The 19279-nt window shown below is 57.3% G+C and carries 25 protein-coding genes and 2 tRNA genes; 7 read left to right on the top strand and 20 right to left on the bottom strand.

Features of this window, described 5'->3' with window-relative positions; genetic code table 11:
• The first annotated feature begins 4 nt into the window (after nt 1-4).
• The 4 genes from AC2FIR_RS07965 to AC2FIR_RS07950 all read left to right on the top strand — a co-directional run bounded on the left by AC2FIR_RS07965 (nt 5) and on the right by AC2FIR_RS07950 (nt 3066).
• Complete coding sequence (locus AC2FIR_RS07965) at nt 5-103, top strand: universal stress protein (protein WP_496762106.1); 99 nt, start codon at nt 5-7, stop codon at nt 101-103.
• Nucleotides 104-1111: 1008 nt separating this feature from the next.
• Nucleotides 1112-1612: a hypothetical protein gene (locus AC2FIR_RS07960; protein ID WP_496744737.1), complete on the top strand. Its 501-nt coding sequence runs from the start codon at nt 1112-1114 to the stop codon at nt 1610-1612.
• 168 nt (nt 1613-1780) lie between these two features.
• Nucleotides 1781-1975, top strand: coding sequence for a hypothetical protein (locus tag AC2FIR_RS07955; protein WP_480536734.1), 195 nt, complete (start codon nt 1781-1783; stop codon nt 1973-1975).
• The gene (locus AC2FIR_RS07950; RefSeq protein ID WP_480536733.1) at nt 1975-3066 is read left to right on the top strand and encodes a tyrosine-type recombinase/integrase; all 1092 of its coding nucleotides are present in this window, start codon (nt 1975-1977) and stop codon (nt 3064-3066) included. The genes AC2FIR_RS07955 and AC2FIR_RS07950 overlap by 1 nt, the downstream gene beginning before the upstream one ends.
• Nucleotides 3067-3107: 41 nt before the next feature.
• On the opposite strand, the gene AC2FIR_RS07945 is transcribed toward AC2FIR_RS07950, so the two are convergent.
• The 16 genes from AC2FIR_RS07945 to AC2FIR_RS07870 form a co-directional block, all read right to left on the bottom strand.
• Nucleotides 3108-3182, bottom strand: a tRNA-Phe gene (locus AC2FIR_RS07945).
• A 79-nt stretch (nt 3183-3261) separates the two neighbouring features.
• Entirely contained in the window at nt 3262-3444 is a 183-nt protein-coding gene (locus tag AC2FIR_RS07940; protein ID WP_496744739.1) for a DNA gyrase inhibitor YacG, read from the bottom strand.
• A complete protein-coding gene (locus tag AC2FIR_RS07935) occupies nt 3441-4463 on the bottom strand; it encodes a ribonuclease E/G (protein WP_480908696.1) in 1023 nt (340 codons plus the stop codon). Before AC2FIR_RS07935 ends, AC2FIR_RS07940 begins: the two co-directional genes overlap by 4 nt.
• Nucleotides 4460-5038: a Maf family protein gene (locus AC2FIR_RS07930; RefSeq protein ID WP_496744742.1), complete on the bottom strand. Its 579-nt coding sequence runs from the start codon at nt 5036-5038 to the stop codon at nt 4460-4462. Before AC2FIR_RS07930 ends, AC2FIR_RS07935 begins: the two co-directional genes overlap by 4 nt.
• Before the next feature lie 11 nt (nt 5039-5049).
• Nucleotides 5050-5268, bottom strand: a complete 219-nt coding sequence (infA, locus tag AC2FIR_RS07925; RefSeq protein ID WP_005978431.1) for a translation initiation factor IF-1 — start codon at nt 5266-5268, stop codon at nt 5050-5052.
• A 91-nt stretch (nt 5269-5359) separates the two neighbouring features.
• The gene (locus AC2FIR_RS07920; protein WP_496744744.1) at nt 5360-6235 is read right to left on the bottom strand and encodes a carbon-nitrogen hydrolase family protein; all 876 of its coding nucleotides are present in this window, start codon (nt 6233-6235) and stop codon (nt 5360-5362) included.
• A 363-nt stretch (nt 6236-6598) separates the two neighbouring features.
• Nucleotides 6599-7192: a GNAT family N-acetyltransferase gene (locus AC2FIR_RS07915; RefSeq protein WP_496744745.1), complete on the bottom strand. Its 594-nt coding sequence runs from the start codon at nt 7190-7192 to the stop codon at nt 6599-6601.
• Complete coding sequence (locus tag AC2FIR_RS07910) at nt 7185-7583, bottom strand: ketosteroid isomerase-related protein (RefSeq protein ID WP_170612402.1); 399 nt, start codon at nt 7581-7583, stop codon at nt 7185-7187. The genes AC2FIR_RS07915 and AC2FIR_RS07910 overlap by 8 nt, the downstream gene beginning before the upstream one ends.
• Complete coding sequence (locus AC2FIR_RS07905) at nt 7580-8038, bottom strand: arsenate-mycothiol transferase ArsC (RefSeq protein WP_170619887.1); 459 nt, start codon at nt 8036-8038, stop codon at nt 7580-7582. Before AC2FIR_RS07905 ends, AC2FIR_RS07910 begins: the two co-directional genes overlap by 4 nt.
• 3 nt (nt 8039-8041) lie before the next feature.
• Nucleotides 8042-8521, bottom strand: a complete 480-nt coding sequence (locus AC2FIR_RS07900) for a UPF0262 family protein (protein WP_170807803.1) — start codon at nt 8519-8521, stop codon at nt 8042-8044.
• Nucleotides 8522-8607: 86 nt separating this feature from the next.
• Complete coding sequence (locus tag AC2FIR_RS07895; protein WP_480908700.1) at nt 8608-9405, bottom strand: hypothetical protein; 798 nt, start codon at nt 9403-9405, stop codon at nt 8608-8610.
• A 104-nt stretch (nt 9406-9509) separates the two neighbouring features.
• Entirely contained in the window at nt 9510-10811 is a 1302-nt protein-coding gene (gene hisD / locus AC2FIR_RS07890; protein ID WP_496744748.1) for a histidinol dehydrogenase, read from the bottom strand.
• A 60-nt stretch (nt 10812-10871) separates the two neighbouring features.
• Nucleotides 10872-11393, bottom strand: a complete 522-nt coding sequence (locus AC2FIR_RS07885) for a GNAT family N-acetyltransferase (RefSeq protein WP_496744749.1) — start codon at nt 11391-11393, stop codon at nt 10872-10874.
• Nucleotides 11394-11870, bottom strand: coding sequence for a DUF2948 family protein (locus tag AC2FIR_RS07880; RefSeq protein WP_170612391.1), 477 nt, complete (start codon nt 11868-11870; stop codon nt 11394-11396). It lies immediately after the preceding gene.
• Entirely contained in the window at nt 11867-13135 is a 1269-nt protein-coding gene (murA, locus tag AC2FIR_RS07875) for a UDP-N-acetylglucosamine 1-carboxyvinyltransferase (RefSeq protein ID WP_480527474.1), read from the bottom strand. The genes AC2FIR_RS07880 and murA overlap by 4 nt, the downstream gene beginning before the upstream one ends.
• A 6-nt stretch (nt 13136-13141) precedes the next feature.
• Entirely contained in the window at nt 13142-13297 is a 156-nt protein-coding gene (locus AC2FIR_RS07870) for a hypothetical protein (protein ID WP_170612387.1), read from the bottom strand.
• 83 nt (nt 13298-13380) lie between these two features.
• Here AC2FIR_RS07870 and AC2FIR_RS07865 point away from each other — a divergent pair.
• Nucleotides 13381-13455, top strand: a tRNA-Thr gene (locus tag AC2FIR_RS07865).
• Between the two features lie 479 nt (nt 13456-13934).
• On the opposite strand, the gene AC2FIR_RS07860 is transcribed toward AC2FIR_RS07865, so the two are convergent.
• The 4 genes from AC2FIR_RS07860 to AC2FIR_RS07845 form a co-directional block, all read right to left on the bottom strand.
• Nucleotides 13935-14399 carry a phosphate-starvation-inducible PsiE family protein gene (locus tag AC2FIR_RS07860; protein WP_321251590.1) on the bottom strand — a complete coding sequence of 155 codons (465 nt, stop codon included), beginning with the start codon at nt 14397-14399 and terminating at the stop codon, nt 13935-13937.
• A 367-nt stretch (nt 14400-14766) separates the two neighbouring features.
• Nucleotides 14767-16113, bottom strand: a complete 1347-nt coding sequence (locus AC2FIR_RS07855; protein WP_170619409.1) for a metal-dependent hydrolase family protein — start codon at nt 16111-16113, stop codon at nt 14767-14769.
• A 155-nt stretch (nt 16114-16268) separates the two neighbouring features.
• The gene (locus tag AC2FIR_RS07850; protein ID WP_170613173.1) at nt 16269-16847 is read right to left on the bottom strand and encodes an Rv1289 family protein; all 579 of its coding nucleotides are present in this window, start codon (nt 16845-16847) and stop codon (nt 16269-16271) included.
• A gap of 208 nt (nt 16848-17055) precedes the next feature.
• On the bottom strand, nt 17056-17802 hold the full coding sequence (locus AC2FIR_RS07845) for an outer membrane beta-barrel protein (protein WP_480440756.1): 747 nt from the start codon (nt 17800-17802) through the stop codon (nt 17056-17058).
• A gap of 563 nt (nt 17803-18365) precedes the next feature.
• Between AC2FIR_RS07845 and AC2FIR_RS07840 the strand changes: the two genes are divergently transcribed.
• Nucleotides 18366-18533 (top strand): hypothetical protein, encoded by a 168-nt coding sequence (locus AC2FIR_RS07840; RefSeq protein ID WP_170613177.1) that lies wholly within the window; start codon nt 18366-18368, stop codon nt 18531-18533.
• 63 nt (nt 18534-18596) lie between these two features.
• On the top strand, nt 18597-19277 hold the full coding sequence (locus AC2FIR_RS07835) for a hypothetical protein (RefSeq protein WP_480490449.1): 681 nt from the start codon (nt 18597-18599) through the stop codon (nt 19275-19277).
• Nucleotides 19278-19279: the final 2 nt, after the last annotated feature.

Here is a 19279-nt window from a genome sequence, read left to right as displayed (position 1 = left end):
CGTCTTGGCCTCGCACAAGCCTGGTTTTGAGGACATATTTCTAGGTTCCACTGCGAACAGAGTCGTGCATCACGCCAGGTGCTCGGTTCACGTAATTCGCTGAACCAAACCTTGCGGTGCGAGATCTTGATCGAATGGCCTCTTTCTTCGTTAGTGTTGATTGTCACTGAGCGGCAATTGAGGAGACGAATTCCCGATACAACTACTGGCACTTTGGAAAGCACTGTTTTCCGGGGCGCTTAAATGCGGGCTCGTTTGCCGCAAGTTGGCAGGGAAAATGGGGCGTGTATGTAGCTTACGACATCTGCGCAAGCGACATACAAAATGGTCGACTTGATGCCGCTGTGGCACAAGCTGTCTTTAGGTAAGGGTTTCTATTCGCAGACGCCCAAGCCGACTGCCAGCGTATCAAGAAAATAATCGAGACTTGGCTGAAATCCGGGGCGTTGGTCACAGGGCAGAAAACAGGTGCTCAACGCAAGCCTGTCCCAACTGTGGAGGTAGGCGAATGGGCAACGGTATGATGTGCGCCACCACCCAAAAATCATGGGTGGCGCAAGGTGACGCTAACACCCCCAAAAACAGTTGCGCTACCACCACCTCCCCTAAAAGGGGCGGGGGTGGTGGTGGCGCTGCGCCACCTGTCCGCTCGCGGGGTGGTCCAAAACAAAGTTGCAAACGCGACGGCGAGATGTCGGCAGGGACCTTGCGAAGACCACGGACGAACAATTTTCACGCGTCATGGGGTTTGCAGACTATGTTAATAAATGCTGTTGTTTATTGATGGGGAGACCGACGAAGCTGGAAGTCAAGATACGTTCGCTCTTTCAAGGCGATCCCATTGATTGGTGTGAAATTCGGTCACGTTGGCGGTCGTGCCCAGCAGAGGCGCACAAGCACCCAAGCGTTGTCTTCAGATAAAAGGGTAACTTCGAATCCAAACACAATGTGTGTATTGACATCTCCTAAGTGATCATTACACACTTAGGGAATGAAGTCTGGTCATCTGATAAAAACGATATCGAATGCGCTTGGTATCGAGCGAGCGACAGTTCACTTTGTTGCAAGGAAGCTCCGCGAAGCAGGCTTTCTGACGACAGGAGCGCGTGGTGTGAACGCACCGGAAATGACAACGCGTGATGCTGCGAGGCTTACGCTTGCGCTCATGACAGGCGCTCCACCAAACCGTATAGTCGAGACTTTTGAGATTTACCGTCAATTCCGGAATGATGAGTTCGAGCAGATCGAAACTGCAAGTGTAATTCAGCGTCTCGATTTCAAGCGAGAAAACAACGCCGAAGACTTCCTTGTTTACCTATTCGATTTCGTGTCGTCGCATCGGGACGAAGTGGATTCAGATATATCAATATATAACTTAAAATATAACGTCCATGAAAGACCAGCATACGTGATTTTTAAAAACGCCGGATTAGAAGTGTATTTCACAGCGGCTCACTTTCCCGAAATGGAAAAGTATGAATTCGAAGGTTACCCGACCGCGTGGCATAAGTCAGGGATTGCCAGATTATTTGAAATGGAAGGCATGCATGTCGAGCGCCAGATTTCGTTTGGAGAGATAGAGGCTATTGCTTCAGAGTTTGGATCTGAGTGATGCGACAAGTAGTCGAAGAAAACCAACCGGCCAAAACAGCGCCAATTGATCCTCGGGGTAAATTGACCCTGAACGGACATCTTGGTCAACGCTATGGAACAACGAGCGTCTTGGGAGGCACTAGCAGTGGCTAACGCTAGTCTCACTATCAACGTTAATGAGAAACGCATGCTGAAACAGTCTGAGGCGGCGGTTTACACTGGACTTCCTCCAAAGCTCTTCAAAACAACGTGCCCCGTCCAACCAATTGAAATGCGGCCCGGCACAGTCCTTTGGGACAAGCGCGATCTGGACAATTGGATTGATACAATGAAGGAAGGGGCCGAGATGGCAACGCAGGACGTCATTCTTGGCAAGTTGTAATGACACGTGTCAGGGTTAGAGGTTTCAAGATATTCGATGATCGGCACGGGAAACCGCGCTGTTATCATCGCGCCACGAGTCACAAGATCGACCTGGAAAAAACTCCGTTAGGATCGGCTGAGTTTTTTGCGGAATGTGCCCGCATTGCTGCCATTGTAGAGGCGAAGAAGGCGCAAGCACCTAAGCCGGGAACCCTTGGCGGTCTGGTCAATTCCTATTTCCAGACTGAACACTATGGCAATCTGTCGGACGCCACCAAGCGCGACTATCGCAAGTGCTCTGACTTCCTGCACCCAATCCGGGACACGCCTGTTTCCGCAATAACGACGCCCCTCGTTTCGGGCATCCATGACAAAGCGGCGGACAAGATTGGCTGGCGGCGAGCAAACATGGTCCGCACCTTCCTGAGTCAAGTGTTTCGTTATGCCATTCCGCGCGGTCTGATCGACCGGGATTATGCGGCAGGTGTCATTCCCAAGCCGCGCCCGAAAAATCGGCCCTATGCCAACCGGCCTTGGACGGTGGAAGAACGCGCAGTTGTGCTGGATCGGGCCGCCCCGCACGTTCGAGTGGCGGTGGCGTTGATTATGAATACCGGCCTTGATCCGTCCGATGCGCTTAAGCTGACCCGTCGCCAGATAGACGGCGACACGATCTGGGGCGTCAGGGGCAAGACGGGCCAGGAAGTTGCCGTTCCAATCGGTCCGACGCTGCAAGCGGCTCTGGATGCTGCGCCCACGCACGACGCCGTGACCATCCTTGCCTCATCAAACAGAAAGCCTTGGACCTACAACGGCTTTTCGACGGTCTGGTACCGCTTCAAGAAAAAGCTGGAAGCTGAGGGCGCTGTGCAACCCGGCCTGACACTCAAGGGGCTGCGGCATACCGTGGCCACGACACTGCGAGAAGCAGGGCTTGAGGAACGCCAGATTGCGGACCTGCTGGGGCAAAAAACCCCATCGATGGCTCGCCATTATTCCCGATCCGCCAACTTGGCAGAGCGTAACCGGATAACGATGGAAACTCTGGAGAAGGAGAACGAACGCCGATCAAAAATTGTCAAACCCTTCAAGAAAACTGTCAAACCCTGAAAGGTTCAAGGATGAATATTGAGCATTATCAAGAGTTTGAATGGTGCCCGGGGGCGGAATCGAACCACCGACACGAGGATTTTCAATCCACTGCTCTACCCCTGAGCTACCCGGGCACGGGAACGACTTTCGTCGTTGGGTGGAGGCCTTCTATGACTTGCACCACGCAGTGTCCAGAGGCTTTTTGAGATTTTTTCAATGCGGCCTTGGCGGCTCGGAATTCTCCCCAGAGAGATCCGCCTCTTCGTCCTCTTCCCGCTGGGAAGCGACCGCATAGGAGCCGTTCAGCCACTTGGCCAGATCGATGTCGGCACAGCGCTTTGAACAGAAGGGACGGAACCTGGTCACGGTGTCTTCACCACAGATCGGACAACTCATTTCAGCACCTCGGACAGGGGAATGCGTCCGCGTTTGCGTTGCAATTCGTAGTGGCCCAGGGGCGTCCAGCCCGCCAGAGTGGTCTCGATGCCATCGGCCTTGAATGCAGCGCGCAAAGCCCCTTCGAAGCCTCTGCGGTCCTTCTTGGGCATGGGAGCGAGATCCAGTGTGATCTGCCCACCCAGACCGCGCACGCGCAATGCGCGCGCCAGTGTCTTGGCACAGGCGAAATTGGCTTTTGTTCCGGCTGCAAGCGACGTGTCGGCCCCGGTATTCACATCCACCGCCACCAACGCGCGTGTCGGTTGAATGTAAAGATGACCACCACCTGGAAGTGGTTCGGAAATACCGCGCGCAACATCCAGCGCGTCGAGCACGCCATGGGTTTCGAAGCCTCCGGACTGGGTCATAACCTCGGCCGGATCAGTCCAGTCGCGCCATGCCAGAACGTGTGGGCTGTCGCCTTCCAGCAGCAACTCCGGCTCGGCCCCGGGGTCGTTCATGACCTGATCGGCATTGGCCAGCATGGCTCTGATGTCTTCGGCGATTTCGTCGGCGTTCTCGCCCAGGCAGCACGAGCGCAGGATGAGGCCGTAGTCACTGCCATCCATATTTTCATGCGCGATCTCCAGAAGCCGGTCGCGCTCATCCTCGTCCCGGATCGAGCGCGAGATGTTCAGGCCCGGCGCATCGGGCGTGATGATCGCATAGCGGCTTTTGAACAGGACGCGGTCCGTAACCGGCAGCGCCTTGCCCGGTTCCGCATACCCTGTGACTTGCACCAGCATCGATGTGCCGGGGGCCAGACCTTTGACCTGACGCAGAAACGCGGGGCCGTCGGGCGTGGTCAGGAACATTCCGCCCTGCCCTTTGACCGGGCGGTCGGCACGTGCGCGATAAATCGTACCCGGCGCGGGGGCGTCTGCGGCAATCAGGAAATCGTCCAGCTTGCCATCCACCATCAGAGCGGCGGCTTCGCGGTCGTCGATGTGATCCAGAACGATGGTGCGACCCTTCATGATACCTCACGATACAGGGGATATCCGATGCCCTGCAAAAGGGCGGCGGTTTCGGAAAGGGGCAGCCCAACGATACCGGTGAAAGAGCCGGAAATCCACGGTATGAACGCCCCGGCGGGACCCTGAATGGCGTAAGCGCCCGCTTTGCCCTTCCAGTCTCCGGTCGCCAGATAGGCGTTGATTTCAACGTCAGACAGACGCTTGACCTTGACCTGAGAAACCACGTCGCGCTGCAGGATCCGCTCTCCGCGCCGCACGGCGACCGAGGTGATCACGCGATGGCGCCGACCGGACAGGGCGTGCAGAAATTCAGCCGCCTGCCCCACATCCTCGGGTTTGCCCAGAATGCGGCGGCCCAGCGCCACGGTGGTGTCCGCGCACAGGGTGACGTCATCGCTATCCGATTGAACTGCCTGCACTTTTGCGCGAGTGATGCGGCTGCAATAGGGAATCGGCAATTCGCCCTTCAGGGGCGTTTCGTCGATATCGGGCGCGCGGATGGCATCGGGCTGCACGCCAAGCTGGGCCAACAGGTCCAGCCGTCTTGGGCTGCCCGATCCGAGAATAAACGCCATTGCGGCAGGCGTTATTTGAAGCGGTAGTTGATCCGACCCTTGGTCAGATCATAAGGGGTCATCTCGACCTGAACCTTGTCGCCGGCTAGAACACGGATGCGGTTCTTGCGCATCTTCCCTGCCGTATGTGCGATGATTTCATGGCCGTTTTCCAGCTCGACCCGAAACGTCGCATTAGGCAGGAGTTCCTTCACGACACCGGGAAATTCGAGCGTATCTTCCTTGGCCATGTTGTCTCCATCATTACGTTGCACCTGCAGAATCTACAGGGTTGTGCGCTTAAATGAGCCTATTTCGGCCTTATTTCAAGGGCGGAATCATCTATAGGCTAGATATTGTGACCGATTCGGCGCGGGGCGGCTGTTCGTCCCAGTGGGTTCGGTTCAGAACGTGGCCATCGGCGCGAACCTCGGCAATGGCGGACAGATCGACATCCGCATAGGTCCAACCCGGCTGGTTCAGGGTGCCTTCGGCCAGCACTCCGGTCTGGGGAAAGCCCTTGTCGGGCGGGCCGAATATGCCGCCTGTGCCGGTATTCATGTCGACGGCCTCGGACCATCCGTTGCTACCAACCAGCGACGACATAACCGTAACACATTGATTTTCCAACGCTCTTGACATCGCGCCGATGCGAACGCGCCAATATCCCGACAACGCCTCGGTGCAGGATGGCACCAGGATCAGATCGGCCTCGTTCAGGGCGCGACCCAGCAGGGGAAACTCGCTGTCATAGCAAATGAGGATACCGATTTTGCCAAGTGCGGTGTCGAAAAGCCTGAGCGGACCACCGGGGGCAATGTCCCAGATCTCACGCTCGAACCGGGTCATGATTTGCTTGTCCTGATGCGCGACACCACCGTCCGGCGCATAGAAAACGGCCCGGTTTACGGGGCGGCCCGGACCGTCAATCACCGGGGCGGATGCGCCCAGAATGTATGTTTTGTACGTCTGCGCGAGGCGGGTGTGCAGGTTCTGTACGTCCTCCATCCGCCCGGACACCGCCTGGATCGAGCGTTCCAGATCACCGGCCACCCCGGCCCCGTCCAGCGTCGACAATTCCATCGCGCCGTATTCGGGAAAGACCAGCAGGTCGGCGCCCTGCCCCGTGGCCTCGGCGACCCAGCGGTCCAGCTTGTCCTCGTACTGGCTCCAACTGGCGAGCCAGTCGAGATCGTATGCGGCGGTTGCGACTTTCATCGATGTGTCCCCGGTTCAAAGTTGCTGGGACATTAGATGCGGAGATGGCGCACTGTACAGCGCAATTCCTTCGAATTGTCGAACTACGCAACCACTTAGAGCCGAGACAGGAAGGCAACGATTAGCGGTCAGATCACCCGACCCCGCCATAGCGCGATGTACTAAGGTGTCGGCCATTCCGAAAAGAACCCACTGGATGCCAGGTTCGGCCTCATGAGCTGGCGCGGCGTGGCAAATGAGACATTGGCTGCCTTCCTAGAAGGCATAGCGGCGATTTGGACGAGTAAGCTCAGCCTGAACAACTGGTCATTCACCGCGTTGGCACGATGAATGGCTGTTTTGTCGGCAAGCGACCAAAGCGGCCTACAAATCCCTGATCCAGAATTGCAAAGGCTTCTGGGTCTCGCCCTTTTCCCCGATATCCTTCCACGAAAACTGCGCGATGGCGCCGGAAAGCGGTGCGTATCCGCGCGCGCGCCAGAAGGCGTCGAGCGGCCGGTATGTTTCGGGGCGCATCGGGTGGTCGGCAGGACGCTGGACGCCGCAAAACGCACATTTGGAAAACCCGTGGCTGCGGGCGTGGGCTTCGCGCAGGTCGAAGAACTTGTGGCCAACGCCCTGCCCGCGATAGTCGGGTAACAACACGGATTCCGCACAATAGAAGATGTCACCCAGATCCAGCCCGGTTCCGTCGAACGCCGCCGCGAAATCGTCGGCGTGGTCGGTCAGCGGTGCGCCGGTCGATGCGCCGATCAGGCGGTCGCCGTCGAAGGCGCCGACCATTATGGCGCGGTCGCTGTCGCGGTAGGATTGCAGATACTTTCGTTCGTAATCCAGATCACCGTCATAGAGATAGGGCCAGGCGCGGAACACCTGGATCCGAAGGCGCGCCACATCATCCAGCGCGGCCTCCAGTGCCGCGCCGGTCAGGGTGCGGACCTCGCTCACCTCAGGCATTTGCGACCTGACGGGTCCAGTCGGCAAGATTGTAGAAGGTGGTAACCCGGGTGATTTTGCCGTCCTTGAGGTCAAAGAAGGACCCTGCGGGCAGGCGGTAGGTCTGGCCGTTGGCTCGCGGCAACCCTTCATCCGTTTCCAGATAGGTGCCGTTGACGATGAACTCGGCGGCGGCGCGGGTGCCACCCTCGGCCTCGAAAACCACGATATCGGTCAGGTTCTCGCGGTAGCAGCGGTTCATATGAGCACAGAAGGCTGCAAATTTTTCCTTGCCGACACGGATCTGGCCTTCGTTCACGTGATGGGCCACATCATCGGACAAACAGGCCAGCATGCCGTCCACGTCACCGGCGTTGAAGGCTTCGAAATAGGTTTTGACGGTCGCGTTCATGATCTCTCCGTTGGTTCGCCCCAGCGATCTTTCAGATGCTGAATGATCTGATCGCGGGTCTGACGGTAGTGATGTAGCTTTTGTTCGCGTGTCTCGCCCAGTCCGGTAGGGTCCATTATTGGCCAATAATCGACATCGAGGTGAAAAACACGGGTCAGTTCCAGCGCCTTGCGTTGACTGGCAGGCGACAGCGCCACCACCAGATCGAAGGAACTGAGGTCATCGCCCCATTCTTCCATCTCGTCGAACGACCGCGAGCGGTGGCGCGACAGTTCGACATCGATCTCCTGACAGGCGGCAATGCAGAACCCGTCGATTTCCAGATCGTTATGCACGCCGGCAGACTGAACATAGGTGCCGGTGCCATAGAACTTCTTCATGATCCCTTCGGCCATGGGAGACCGGACCGCGTTGTGGTCGCAACAAAACAGGACCGACTGCGGCAACGGCTTCACGCGTCAGCCTCCGAAGTGCAACACGCAGATCAGCGTGAACAGGCGGCGGGCGGTATCGGTATCGATGTCGGCCTTCCCTTCCAGCCGTTCCTGCAGCACGCGGCTGCCTTCGTTGTGGATCCCGCGGCGGGCCATGTCGATGGTTTCGATCTGGCTGGGCGGCAGGGTCTTCACGGCATCGAAATAGCTTTCGCAGATCTGGAAGTAATCCTTGACCACTTGCCGGAACGGACCCAGCGACAGGTGAAACTCGGCCGCCTTTTCGCTGGCCTCGGTTTCGATGTCGAAAACCAGCCGTTTGTCGCGGATCGACAATTGCAGGTGATACGGGCCGTCGGGCACGGTGCGACCGTCGCGCTGTGGCAGCGTAAAGGTGTTCTCTTCGAGCAGATCATAGATCGCAACCTTACGCTCCTGCTCGATCTCGGGGGTCGGCGGAGGCAGGTTTCGGTCGTCCAGTTCGATATGCGAAATGCGGGTCATAGATCATTTGGTCCGTTCAGGTCTGGCCAGACTTATCGTAAGAGTTCTGAATGGGCAATGCGTGGGTTCGGATGCCGCGGGCCCTGTCACAAAGGGTGGTCCGAAGGGTCGATTCCGTGCTTGCGCAGCAGCGTGTCGACCAGTGATCCAGGATTGATCGGGCGACCCGAGAAGATCCTGCGGAACCACGATCCAAAGAAATGGACCGACATCTGCTGCTGCCAGTTCAGGGTGTCCAGTTTGGACAGGTCCGGTTCGTTCCACAGCGACCGGTGGCGCAGCGGGATCGGGTAGAGCAGCGTACGAGGAACGCTCATCTCGTGTTCGGGTGTCGGGAAGATGTAATGGAACAGCATGGGCGGGCCGAAGCTGAAGATGGGCAGGCTCCAATGCGTGGATTTGCCGTAGAGTTCCAGGTAATTGGTCTTTTGCTGATCGCTCCACCAGGGCGGAACCAGATCGCTGTCGAAAGCGAAATCGCACATGTTCCGCAAGGCAGGGCTGTCGCCGGGCAAGGCCAGCACGCCATTCATGATGCGGCGGGTTTTGCGGTTGGCCTTGGGGAACAGGTAGCCGTTTTCGGTTTCAAACGGGCGCAGGGCGTAGGCGTCGGTGTCAGCCCAGATGTAATCTGTCTGCTCCAGCAGTTTAAGTCGGAAAAGATCGGCATGCACGGCCGCCGACCGGGTGACAGGGTCGCGGATAATCTCGGGGGTATCGAATATCTCGCGCGCGTCGCGGGCTTCGATATAGTCCGGAATGTCCCGCAGATCGCCGTAATGGTAGACGATCGGCGTCTGATCCACGTCGGCGAAGGATTTCAGGCACAAATGCTCCAGAAAGCTGAACCGTTCTCCGATCCAAAGGGTCGCCACACGTTCCAATAGACTGATCCTTGCTGGTCGGTGAACGGTTTAGCGGTCAATCGAGCGCCCCGGAACCCGTCCCCGGCCAGGGTCGGGTCGGCTGTGGCCCGCAGGCCATAGCTTTACCCGTTCAGCCGCCTGAGGCGGGCCGTGACGGACAGCCCGTGCGCCTCGAGGCTTTCCGATGTGGCCAGTTGCTCGGCGGCGGGTCCGATCGCGCGCAGGGCTTCGGGCGTCATGTGGCTGAGCGTGGTGCGCTTGAGGAAATCCATCACACTGAGACCCGAGGAAAACCGGGCGGAACGCGCAGTCGGCAGCACGTGGTTGGGGCCGCCGACATAATCGCCTATGGCCTCGGGCGTGTATTGGCCAAGGAAAATGGCACCCGCGTGAACGGTTTTGGCGCTCAGCGCCACCGGGTCGGCCACGCAAAGCTCAAGATGTTCGGGTGCGATGCGATTTGACAGCGCGGCGGCCTGTTCCAGATCGCGGACGGTAATGACGGCACCGAAATCGCGCCAACTGGCCCCGGCAATCGCGCGGCGCTGCAAGGTCTGGAGGCGCTTTTCGACCGCCTGCGCGACCGCCTGCCCGAATGCGGCGTCGTCAGTGATAAGGATCGACTGCGCGCTTTCGTCATGTTCGGCCTGGCTGAGGAGGTCCAGCGCGATCCAGTCGGGGTCATTGTCCTTGTCGGCGATCACCAGAATCTCGGACGGGCCCGCGATCATGTCGATGCCGACCTTGCCAAAGACCCGGCGCTTGGCCGCCGCGACAAAAGCATTGCCCGGACCGGTGATCTTGTCCACGGGCGCGATGGTCTTTGTCCCGTAGGCCAACGCGGCAATCGCCTGTGCACCGCCGATGCGATACACCTCGTCCACACCGGATAGTTGTGCGGCCAGCAGGACCAGCGGGTTCACCTGCCCGTCCGGTGTCGGCACCACGATGGCCAGACGTTCAACCCCGGCGACCTTGGCGGGGATGGCGTTCATCAGAACAGATGACGGATAAGACGCAAGCCCCCCCGGCACATAGAGCCCCGCTGCCGAAACTGCTGTCCAGCGCCAACCCAGCGTCGCCCCGGCCTCATCGGTCCATTGTGCGTTCTGTGGAAGCTGTTTTTCGTGATAGGCACGGATGCGATCCGCCGCCAGTTCCAGCGCCGCGCGGTCGTCGGCCGAAACCTGTGCAACCGCTGCTGAGATTTCAGCCGCTGAGAAGGCCATGGTTTCCGGTGTCAGGTCTAGCCGGTCAAACTTTGAGGTCAGCTCGATCACCGCCGCATCGCCCCGGGTGCGCACATCGTCGATGATCTGCGCAACCACCGCATCCACATCCGGACTGTCCTCGCGTTTGGCGGACAGCAGGGTCTGAAAAGCGCTTTCGAAGTCGGGCGCGGTCGTATCGAGGAAAACGGGCATGATCTGGCACTCCGGACGTTTGACGCGGGACATATCGCCGGGAGGGGCGGGCCTCAACCCTCAGTCGCCTGGGTGCAGCGATTTGCGCATGGCAAAGCAGGACAGATCCATGCGGTCGCAACACTGCCCGGTGGCCTGCCAGCCGTGGCGCAGATAGAAATCTTGCGCGGTTTGCGTTGCCTCAAGTCGGGCATCGGAACATCCCGCAGCGATCAGTTCTTGTTCCATGCGGTTCAACAATGCCGAACCAAGACCACAGCCGATATGATCCGGATCGATGTAAAGCAGAGTGATCTCTCCGGTTTCAAACAAACCGCCGACAGCAGCCACCTGCCCGGCCCGCTCGGCCAGCCAGATCTGCGAACCGGGTTTGATCCAGCCCCGGATCGTGGCCGGGTCCTTGTTTTCCGTCCATTGCGCGATGGCCCGGGGGTCGTTCTGATGATCTGCCGTGCAAAGCTGGGTGATCGACCGGATCAGAACCCGGCTGATGTCGAACACGTCGAAAACGGTAGCGCGGCGCAGAATGACACTTTCAGGCGCGGCGGAAAACGCCTGAGATATGCCGCGCTTGTTCTGCATCTATTCGGGGTGGTGCGGGGCATGCCCGGACGGGGCCCGGTAAGGGCGCGTGACGTCCTTTAGCGTGGCATCCAGCGCCTCGACCGTCAGACGGATTGCACCGTCCCCGGCCAGCGTCAGCAACACCTGACCCGCGCCTTCTTCGCCCGGTTCAAAATCGACCGACAGCAGTGACATCACCGTATCCTTTTCGCTGCGGTCGACACCCTGGCTGGCAACAGACAGGACCGAGTCGAACACCAGCACGGATTGCACGCGCTCAAACGGGCGGCCCCGGCGGTCGGCTGCGTCCTTGTCTTCCCAGCGGAAGCGGTTGAGCAGCAGGCCAAAGCGGCGCTGCGAAGGTTGCCATTTCATCTCGGTCGCAGGGAAAACCGCGTCCTGTGCAAGGGTCGAGATCACCTGCAGGTCATCGCCGTCCTCGGCCCCCAGATTCAGCGGCGCCTCGCGCCCGTCTTCGAAACTTGCGTCTGTCATTCGCCCTTGATCCGTTCAATCTTTGCGCCCACGCCTTCCAGCTTGCGCACCACATGTTCATATCCGCGGTCCAGATGATAGACCCGGCTGACCGTTGTTTCGCCTTCCGCCGCCATTCCGGCAAGGATCAGCGACACCGAGGCCCGCAGGTCCGTCGCCATGACCGGCGCCCCTTTGAGCTTTTCAACACCAGTGACGGTCGCCGTGCCGCCATGCACCTCGATATGCGCGCCCATGCGGACCAGTTCGGGGGCGTGCATGAAACGGTTCTCGAAAATCCGCTCTTCCAGGACAGAGGTACCTTCGGCCGTGCACATCAGCGCCATCATCTGCGCCTGCAGGTCGGTGGGAAAGCCCGGGAAAGGTTCCGTGACAACGTCCACGGCGCTGACGCGGCCATTCTTGCGCGCGACCTTCAAGCCCTTTTCGGTCTCACTCACGTTGATGCCGGCCGCATCCAGCTTGGCCGCGAAGGATTCGACCAGAGACATCCGGCCGCCCAGCAACTCAACCTCGCCACCGCAGATCGCGGGGGCCAACATGTAGGTGCCCAGTTCAATCCGGTCGGTCACCACCTGATGCGTCGCGCCATGCAGCCGGTCGACACCCTGAATTTCGATGGTCGACGTGCCCTCACCCGAGATTTGCGCGCCCATCTTGCGCAGGCATTCGACCAGATCGACGATTTCAGGCTCTCGGGCTGCGTTTTTCAGGACCGTGGTGCCCTTGGCCAGCGTCGCGGCCATGACGATGTTTTCAGTCGCCCCGACCGAGGCGAACCGCATCTCGTGCACGGCGCCCTTCAGGCCGCCCGGCGCGCTGGCGTGCAGGTAACCGTCTTTCAGCGCGATCTCGGCGCCCAGCGCTTCTAGCCCTTCAACGTGCAGATCCATGGGCCGCGCACCGATCGCGCAGCCGCCGGGCAGCGACACGACCGCCTCGCCAAAGCGGGCCAGCAACGGGCCAAGCACCAGGTTCGAGGCGCGCATCTTACGCACGATATCGTAGTCGGCGACATGACTGGTCAGGGTGTGACTGGACATCGCGATCACCTGACCGTCCTGCAGCGCGGACACCTCGGCCCCCAGCGACTGCAGCAGCGTGGTCATGGTCTTGATGTCGCTCAACCGCGGTGCGTTGGTCAGCGTAAGCGGTTCTTCGCTCAGCAAGGTTGCGGGCATCAGCGTCAGACACGCGTTTTTGGCCCCCGCAATCGGTATCTGACCTTTGAGAGGGCCGTTGCCCGTCACCAGAATCGAATCCATCTGCTCTTATCCCTCTTCCTTGTCGGCCTTGTCATCGGATGCCGCACGCGCCTTGGCCTGCGCCTTGCGCCGCGCCATATTCGCCTTGAGCGCCGCTTTCAGTCGCTCTTCCCGCGCGTCCCCGGAATTGCCGCGTTTTTTGGGTGATTTGTTGTCTGCCATGACCTTTCTCTACAGGAGGCGAAAAAAACCGTCCAGACACCCTTGCGCAGCGTTTCGTTTGAGTCTAATCACCCGCCCACAGCGCTGCTGTAGCTCAGAGGTAGAGCACTCCCTTGGTAAGGGAGAGGTCGAGAGTTCAATTCTCTCCAGCAGCACCATAACTTCCTGATAATAATTAAAAATTAGGCTTCTCCCAAACAGTCAAACCGCAAGAAAGCACTGCAAAGTGCTGCATTCGCCGGCAAGATTGTTTCTGCAACGTGCAAAATGCGTGCAAATGCGGTGCAGCCAATAAGCGTCATTTCGAGAGGGGAATCCGTAATTTGCGGCGCTTCCAGAAAATGGAGAGTGCTCAAGATAGCAGAAATCCTTTTAGCGGGCGTTTCGTTTACCGCTTTGCTTCAAACGGCGTGCGGGCTCTGGACCCATGAAACGATCAGAATAAGCCACCCGCCAATGGTGCTGCAACAACCAAGCTGACCTTCTTTGCTTCCGGCATTAGGGTTTATGTCGGCAAAGTCCGGTTAATCCACGGATTAGTCGGGGGTTAATCAGGAACGCATGGGCTGACGAGGTTTCTATTTCATGTTCAGGAAACAGCTTCACAGAAGCGATGGCAACAAAAGATCCGAGTGACTCATGGTTTTCTGGCTATAAGCCAGTAGGTTACGCCCAGCGCAAGACCGATTGCTGCGTAACCAAGAAAGTACTGAGGTTCCAAATTTTTGTCGTCTAGCGTGATGATTTTTCGAGCTACAGCCATCAAGGCTGTTGCGACAACAAGCTTGATGTGGATGACGTCGGCGGTCAAATATAGTGTAATATTTGTATAGATTTCTATCGCAATGAGAACGACCAGCACGGCGCTGAAAACCGTGAGAAGGTCACTGACTTCCAAGATGTAGACAGGCGGTTCCAGCAACTTTTGGTAGGTTGTGAAACCGGCGTCAATAATTGCCATCAGAATGATTCCGAGCATCAGCACCGACAATGCCCTGACACCGTGGCGGATCATGCGGTTGCACCACCGAACAATGGCATCTTCGTGATCGGGATCTAGTTCCACATGTGCTGGGATGGGTTTGTTCTCTTCACCACTCACTGTAATCTCCAATTCCGACTTCATTCGCAAGCGTGAGAAATTTCATGGTGTTGCATCGCTCACTTCGGCTTGGACCGAGTTTTCCCATGAAACGCGTGTAGTCTTCCAGACCGATCTTTAGGTCTTCAAAGAACTCTGTTGGGCTCTGTGAGTTCATTTTCTAATCGGGGCAAATGCCTCTTTTCGGGATAAGCGGTCGACGAGCCTCGGTTCATTGACGGCGGTTCTCCATTGTCACCGCGTCTGGTTGGATTTTTGAGCCCTCTCACTGCTATTCACTGCCAAACTTTCGAACTGAGTGTGTACACCTACCACGGACTTGACTGAATCTTGCGTTCAAATCGCACATTGCGCCTGAGCGGCCGCTTCACTCAAGACTGTTTTTGTAGATCACACCATCCTTCATGATAACCGAGAAGTTGGCCTCTGGATCGACCATCAGATTGATATCCTCCACCGGGTTGCCATCCACCAGCACAAGATCGGCATAAGCCCCGGGTTCAATAACTCCGAGTTTGCCTTCGTGGTAAGGGTTTCGTGGCCCGGAGAGGGCAAGGAGTTCAGCGGTATTGAATGTCGCTTGCTGCAAAACTTTCGCTCCTGACCACCATCTTCCGCGACGCTCGAACTCCAGATTCTGCATAGCAAGAAGCGCCGGTGAGCCAAATAGGTCGACCCCAAAGGCAATCGGCAGGTCGTACTTCTGGATGAGCGAGACGAAGGTCTCCACATTGTCTCGGACTGGTGCGCCCTTGGCGATGGTGTCCGGGTCTCCTCCTGCCAGCATCTCATCGTCTGGTGTGAAGATCAGGAACTGTGGATTGAGGATAGCGCCCGCATCTCGAATTGCCGCGATGGTCGCTTCTTCCTTGATCAAATTGCCATGATCAATGCTTTTTACACCGCCGGCCAGCGCTCGCATAACCGACTCGTCTGAATATGCGTGCACCAGAACATAGGTATTCCAATCCTCGGCCGCATCCACCGCAGCACGGATCTCCTCGACTGAGTAATGCGTGGTATCAAGTGGGTCATAGGGGCTGGAGTTGCCACCTCCCAGGCTTAGTTTGATTTGGGTCGCCCCTAGCCGCAACGCCTCGCGGGTCATGGCACGAACTTCCGGCACACCGTCTGCGATGAATGACCACTGCGTCTCGAAAAAACTACGCTCGCCACGCTGCCTCGGGTGGGTTTCGTTGTACAAACGAAAGTCAAAATGCCCGGACGTCTGCCCTATGAAATGCCCGGAACAAAATATGCGCGGCCCAGGTATGATGCCTTCATCAATGGCCTGAGCAATACCGTAGCAAGGCCCTCCGGCGTCCCGCAGGGTCGTGAAGCCGCGCATCAGCATGGCCTCAGCCTCCCGCGTCGCCAACGCGCCGACATAGGTCCAATGCAGATTGTAGGCGAGTGCAATGGGACTGGCACCCAGCATGATGTGATTGTGCCCATCGATCAGACCGGGAACGAGCATGCGCCCGCCACCGTCAATTACAGTTGCGGCTTCGGGTGGCAACTCAGTGGTCGAAACCTCGGCGATAAAGTTGCCCGTGACCCGGACGTTAGCATTTTCGATCACAGTTGCATTTCGACTGTCAAAAACATCGACGTTTAAAAAAAGAGTCGAAGACTGAGGGGTTTGCCCGATCGCAGGCGAAAAAGCTGTCACCGCGGTAAGTAGGCTCAATACATTTGTAAGCTTAATCAGCATTATTTCCCTATTTTCCAGTTCACAGAGCGCGAATGTCTCCGTTCGCACACCATGATACACAGTTTTTCGATGAGCATTCAAAACTGGCCAGAAGTGCATCCGAAGAGGTGCTCCGCTTTCGTCAAAGTTTCAGACCTGATCCTCCTTATTGTTGATCAGCGTTTGTGGGATTGTTCATCAGCTCGGCGCAGTGCAACCTTTTCTGCTTTGCGGCGGTGAATATTCTCTAACTCGGCCCTGATCCATTCTTCGGCGCCCCACAAACTCTGGGCAGGAATATCCCGGCCAAAGAAATTGAACTTAAAGGCCAAATCTTCTTGCTCGTCCGAATTTTCCTTAGCCGATATAGCTGCAGTTGCCAGGCCTGTCAGAAATCTTGGTGGCAGGTTCCAATTCTCTCCCACTGGAAGCCGCTCATAACCACCCTCAAAACTAATGCGCTTACTGAACTCACCTTCGTGCACGATGGGGTTTCTAACCAATTTCCACATCGCTTCCGGCATCGTAAGGCCTTCAAATTTCGTGCCTATTACTCTGACACTGAAGGCAATCTCCCAAACGATTTCCTCTTGGTCTTCCAGCAGCTTTTTGAACCTATGACCTGATCCTTTTGACGGGTATCGCTTTTTCCCCGTCGCATCAAAAGCCTGGAAGATTGCTGTCACCGCGTTCTCGTAATCGCCAACGGCGATGTCCCTAACTGCTCTTTTCAAACGCCTACCAATTCCACTCATGATATATCCCTACTTCGGCCGTCGCGCGCTCGACCCGTTCGCCTTGATAACCTGATCGCTAACCAATGATCGGGCACCTCAGTGCCACGACTTCACGCACTTGCACCACAAAAGAGCTGCGCTTCGTTTCGGGAGATGGCCACAGCGAAACAATTGAAGCGACCTGCTGAAATCAAAAGCGAAATTTATCCGCCACACACAGGAACACCTAATTGAAAGCGTATGTCGCGCCGATCAGCAGGCCGGACTGGCTGAAGTCAAAGTCGTTACCATTCACTTCGTGATCAAACGAAATATGGCGGTATCCGCCTCTGATCATCCATCGGTCGTTTATGGCATAATCCGCCGTCAGCAAAATTTGCCAGGTCTCGCTGCCACTTCGGAACCCTCCGTAGTCCAGAAAGGCCGTACCGGACCAGCGATCAGAAATCGCATAGCGGGCGCGGAGACCTATGACAGGGTCTGTCCAACTGGCGTCTACGGTACTGGTCGTCCCAGGCAATGCCCCCGGGGACAGCGTGAATTCGGTTTCCGTGTTGAACCACCTGAACCCTCCTGCCAGATCCAGCTTCAAAGTTGGGTCTTCGTAGACGCGGTAACCAACGTAGCCGCTCAGGAACTGCGTCTTGAGGGACGTTTCCACGCCGGAGAACGCAGGCCCGGACAGGTCGTTGTCAATGGAAAGCTTGGTGTAGTTGTAATCAGTCAACAGACTCCACCGGCCGTTACTGGCCGCGAAGGCACCCATGAAGGCGAGGTCCAACTTGCTGAGCGCGTCCGAAAAACTCAGCGTTGCATCGATGTTGCCGTTCGGCGAATCCAGTGACGTTTTTGTCTCTGGCATGAACAGATAAATCGTGGCTTCGTAATTCCAGTCGCTCGACTGGGCTGCAACAGGCAGCGCTGGAACTGCCCAAGTGGCGAGAGCAGCTGTCCATGTGGGTAATCTTTTCATAAATTCCTCCTATCACATGCCGACTGCATGAACTTTCACAGCAGGGAGGGGCCAAAATCGCATTCTGGTATTCTTGTGTGAATGATGGCGATGGCGGTGATCCGAGTCAAAAGGATTATCTGATCGGGCTTCGTTCAATCAGCATTTCAACCAATGGCTTATCTGGCGGGCTACTCTTGAACCTACATATCTGAGCGGACCCACGGTTGTGCTGAAGAAACGGAGAACCAAGAGGGACGTCTATTGCCCGGAAAGATTCTCTCTGAGCGCTGAGGTTGAAGCTTCGAAAGTGTCCAGGATGTTTCGATCGGGCGCAACCTGCAACCGGATGTCCGATGCCTGTCATATACACTTTGGTTTTGGGAAAGGGTTGAGGGGCTGGCATGAGTGAGGGGGTCTATTCGGCCAGCCCCCCGTGTAGTGTTGGACGGAGGTGTGTGTGTGGTTGCTCCGTTATCTGATAAATAACAAATCGAGCGGGGCTGCGGTATTGGGGGTTCCCCGTAGTTAGGCAAATTAATCCTCCCGACATAATTCAGACAGAGCGCGGGGCTAATCGGCAGATGTGGCGCGTTCTGGTGTGTTCTGCGATTGCTGATGGGTACGAGTTTGGCGCGTCACACCACAGCACCCAGGGCGACATGACACTGCGTGGCAAATTCGCGCGGAAGCCGGAACAGGTCAGCTCTTGGGCGGCGTTGGGCGGGTCGATGCAGGTTGTGGTATTCTGAAGGCATCCACCGGCGGCATTGTATTGAAACCGCTTGGGGTCCGTTCTTGTTTCGGAGTGTCCTATGAAATTTATCAATTCTTCCACACTCATCCTTTGCGCCGCCGTATTGCCGACATCTTGCAGCACCATTTTTCACGCGGATTTCGAGAGCGGGACGCCCGGACAGTCGCCACTGTCCAACCCGCCAGGGCCACCCGCCGGCGACAGTATCAGTGTCGGATCAGAAGAGTTCTTCTTCGTATCCGCCGAAGACGCCATTGCCGGCGATCTTTCCCTGAGTATCCGTGAGCGGCCACCTGCAACAGAGACGTCCGGCGACCATATCACTTTCCGGACGTCACCGATCAGCGACGAAACCGCGCCGATCTACATCACGTGGCAGGGGCAGATTCTGGATGATGGCGGAATGATCGTAGATAGCGGTGTCGTGGGGCGGTATTTCGGCCGGGTCGTTTTCAACAATGGCCAGATTTCCATGTTTGATACACCGGTGGGCAGCTACAGCATCGGCGACAGGCACACGGTTCTGATCTCGATGTTTCCGGACGACATGGTTTATCGCCTCGCAGTCTTGGGTGACGCTTCATTAGAGGCGCCATTTGCCGAGGCGAACCTGCGCGACCTTGACGGCACTCCTGACAATGAAGGGTTCGTTGATGTTTCCGTCAGCGCCTCGGCAGATCAGAACAGGTTCTATGTCATGGATGACGTGACAGTGTCGCTGCGTGATCCAGGCGATTGATT

This window comes from Ruegeria sp. CDSB136 (assembly GCF_059610965.1).
The sequence above is the reverse complement of the archived record's forward strand: the minus strand, read 5'-3'. Positions and strand labels throughout refer to the sequence as shown.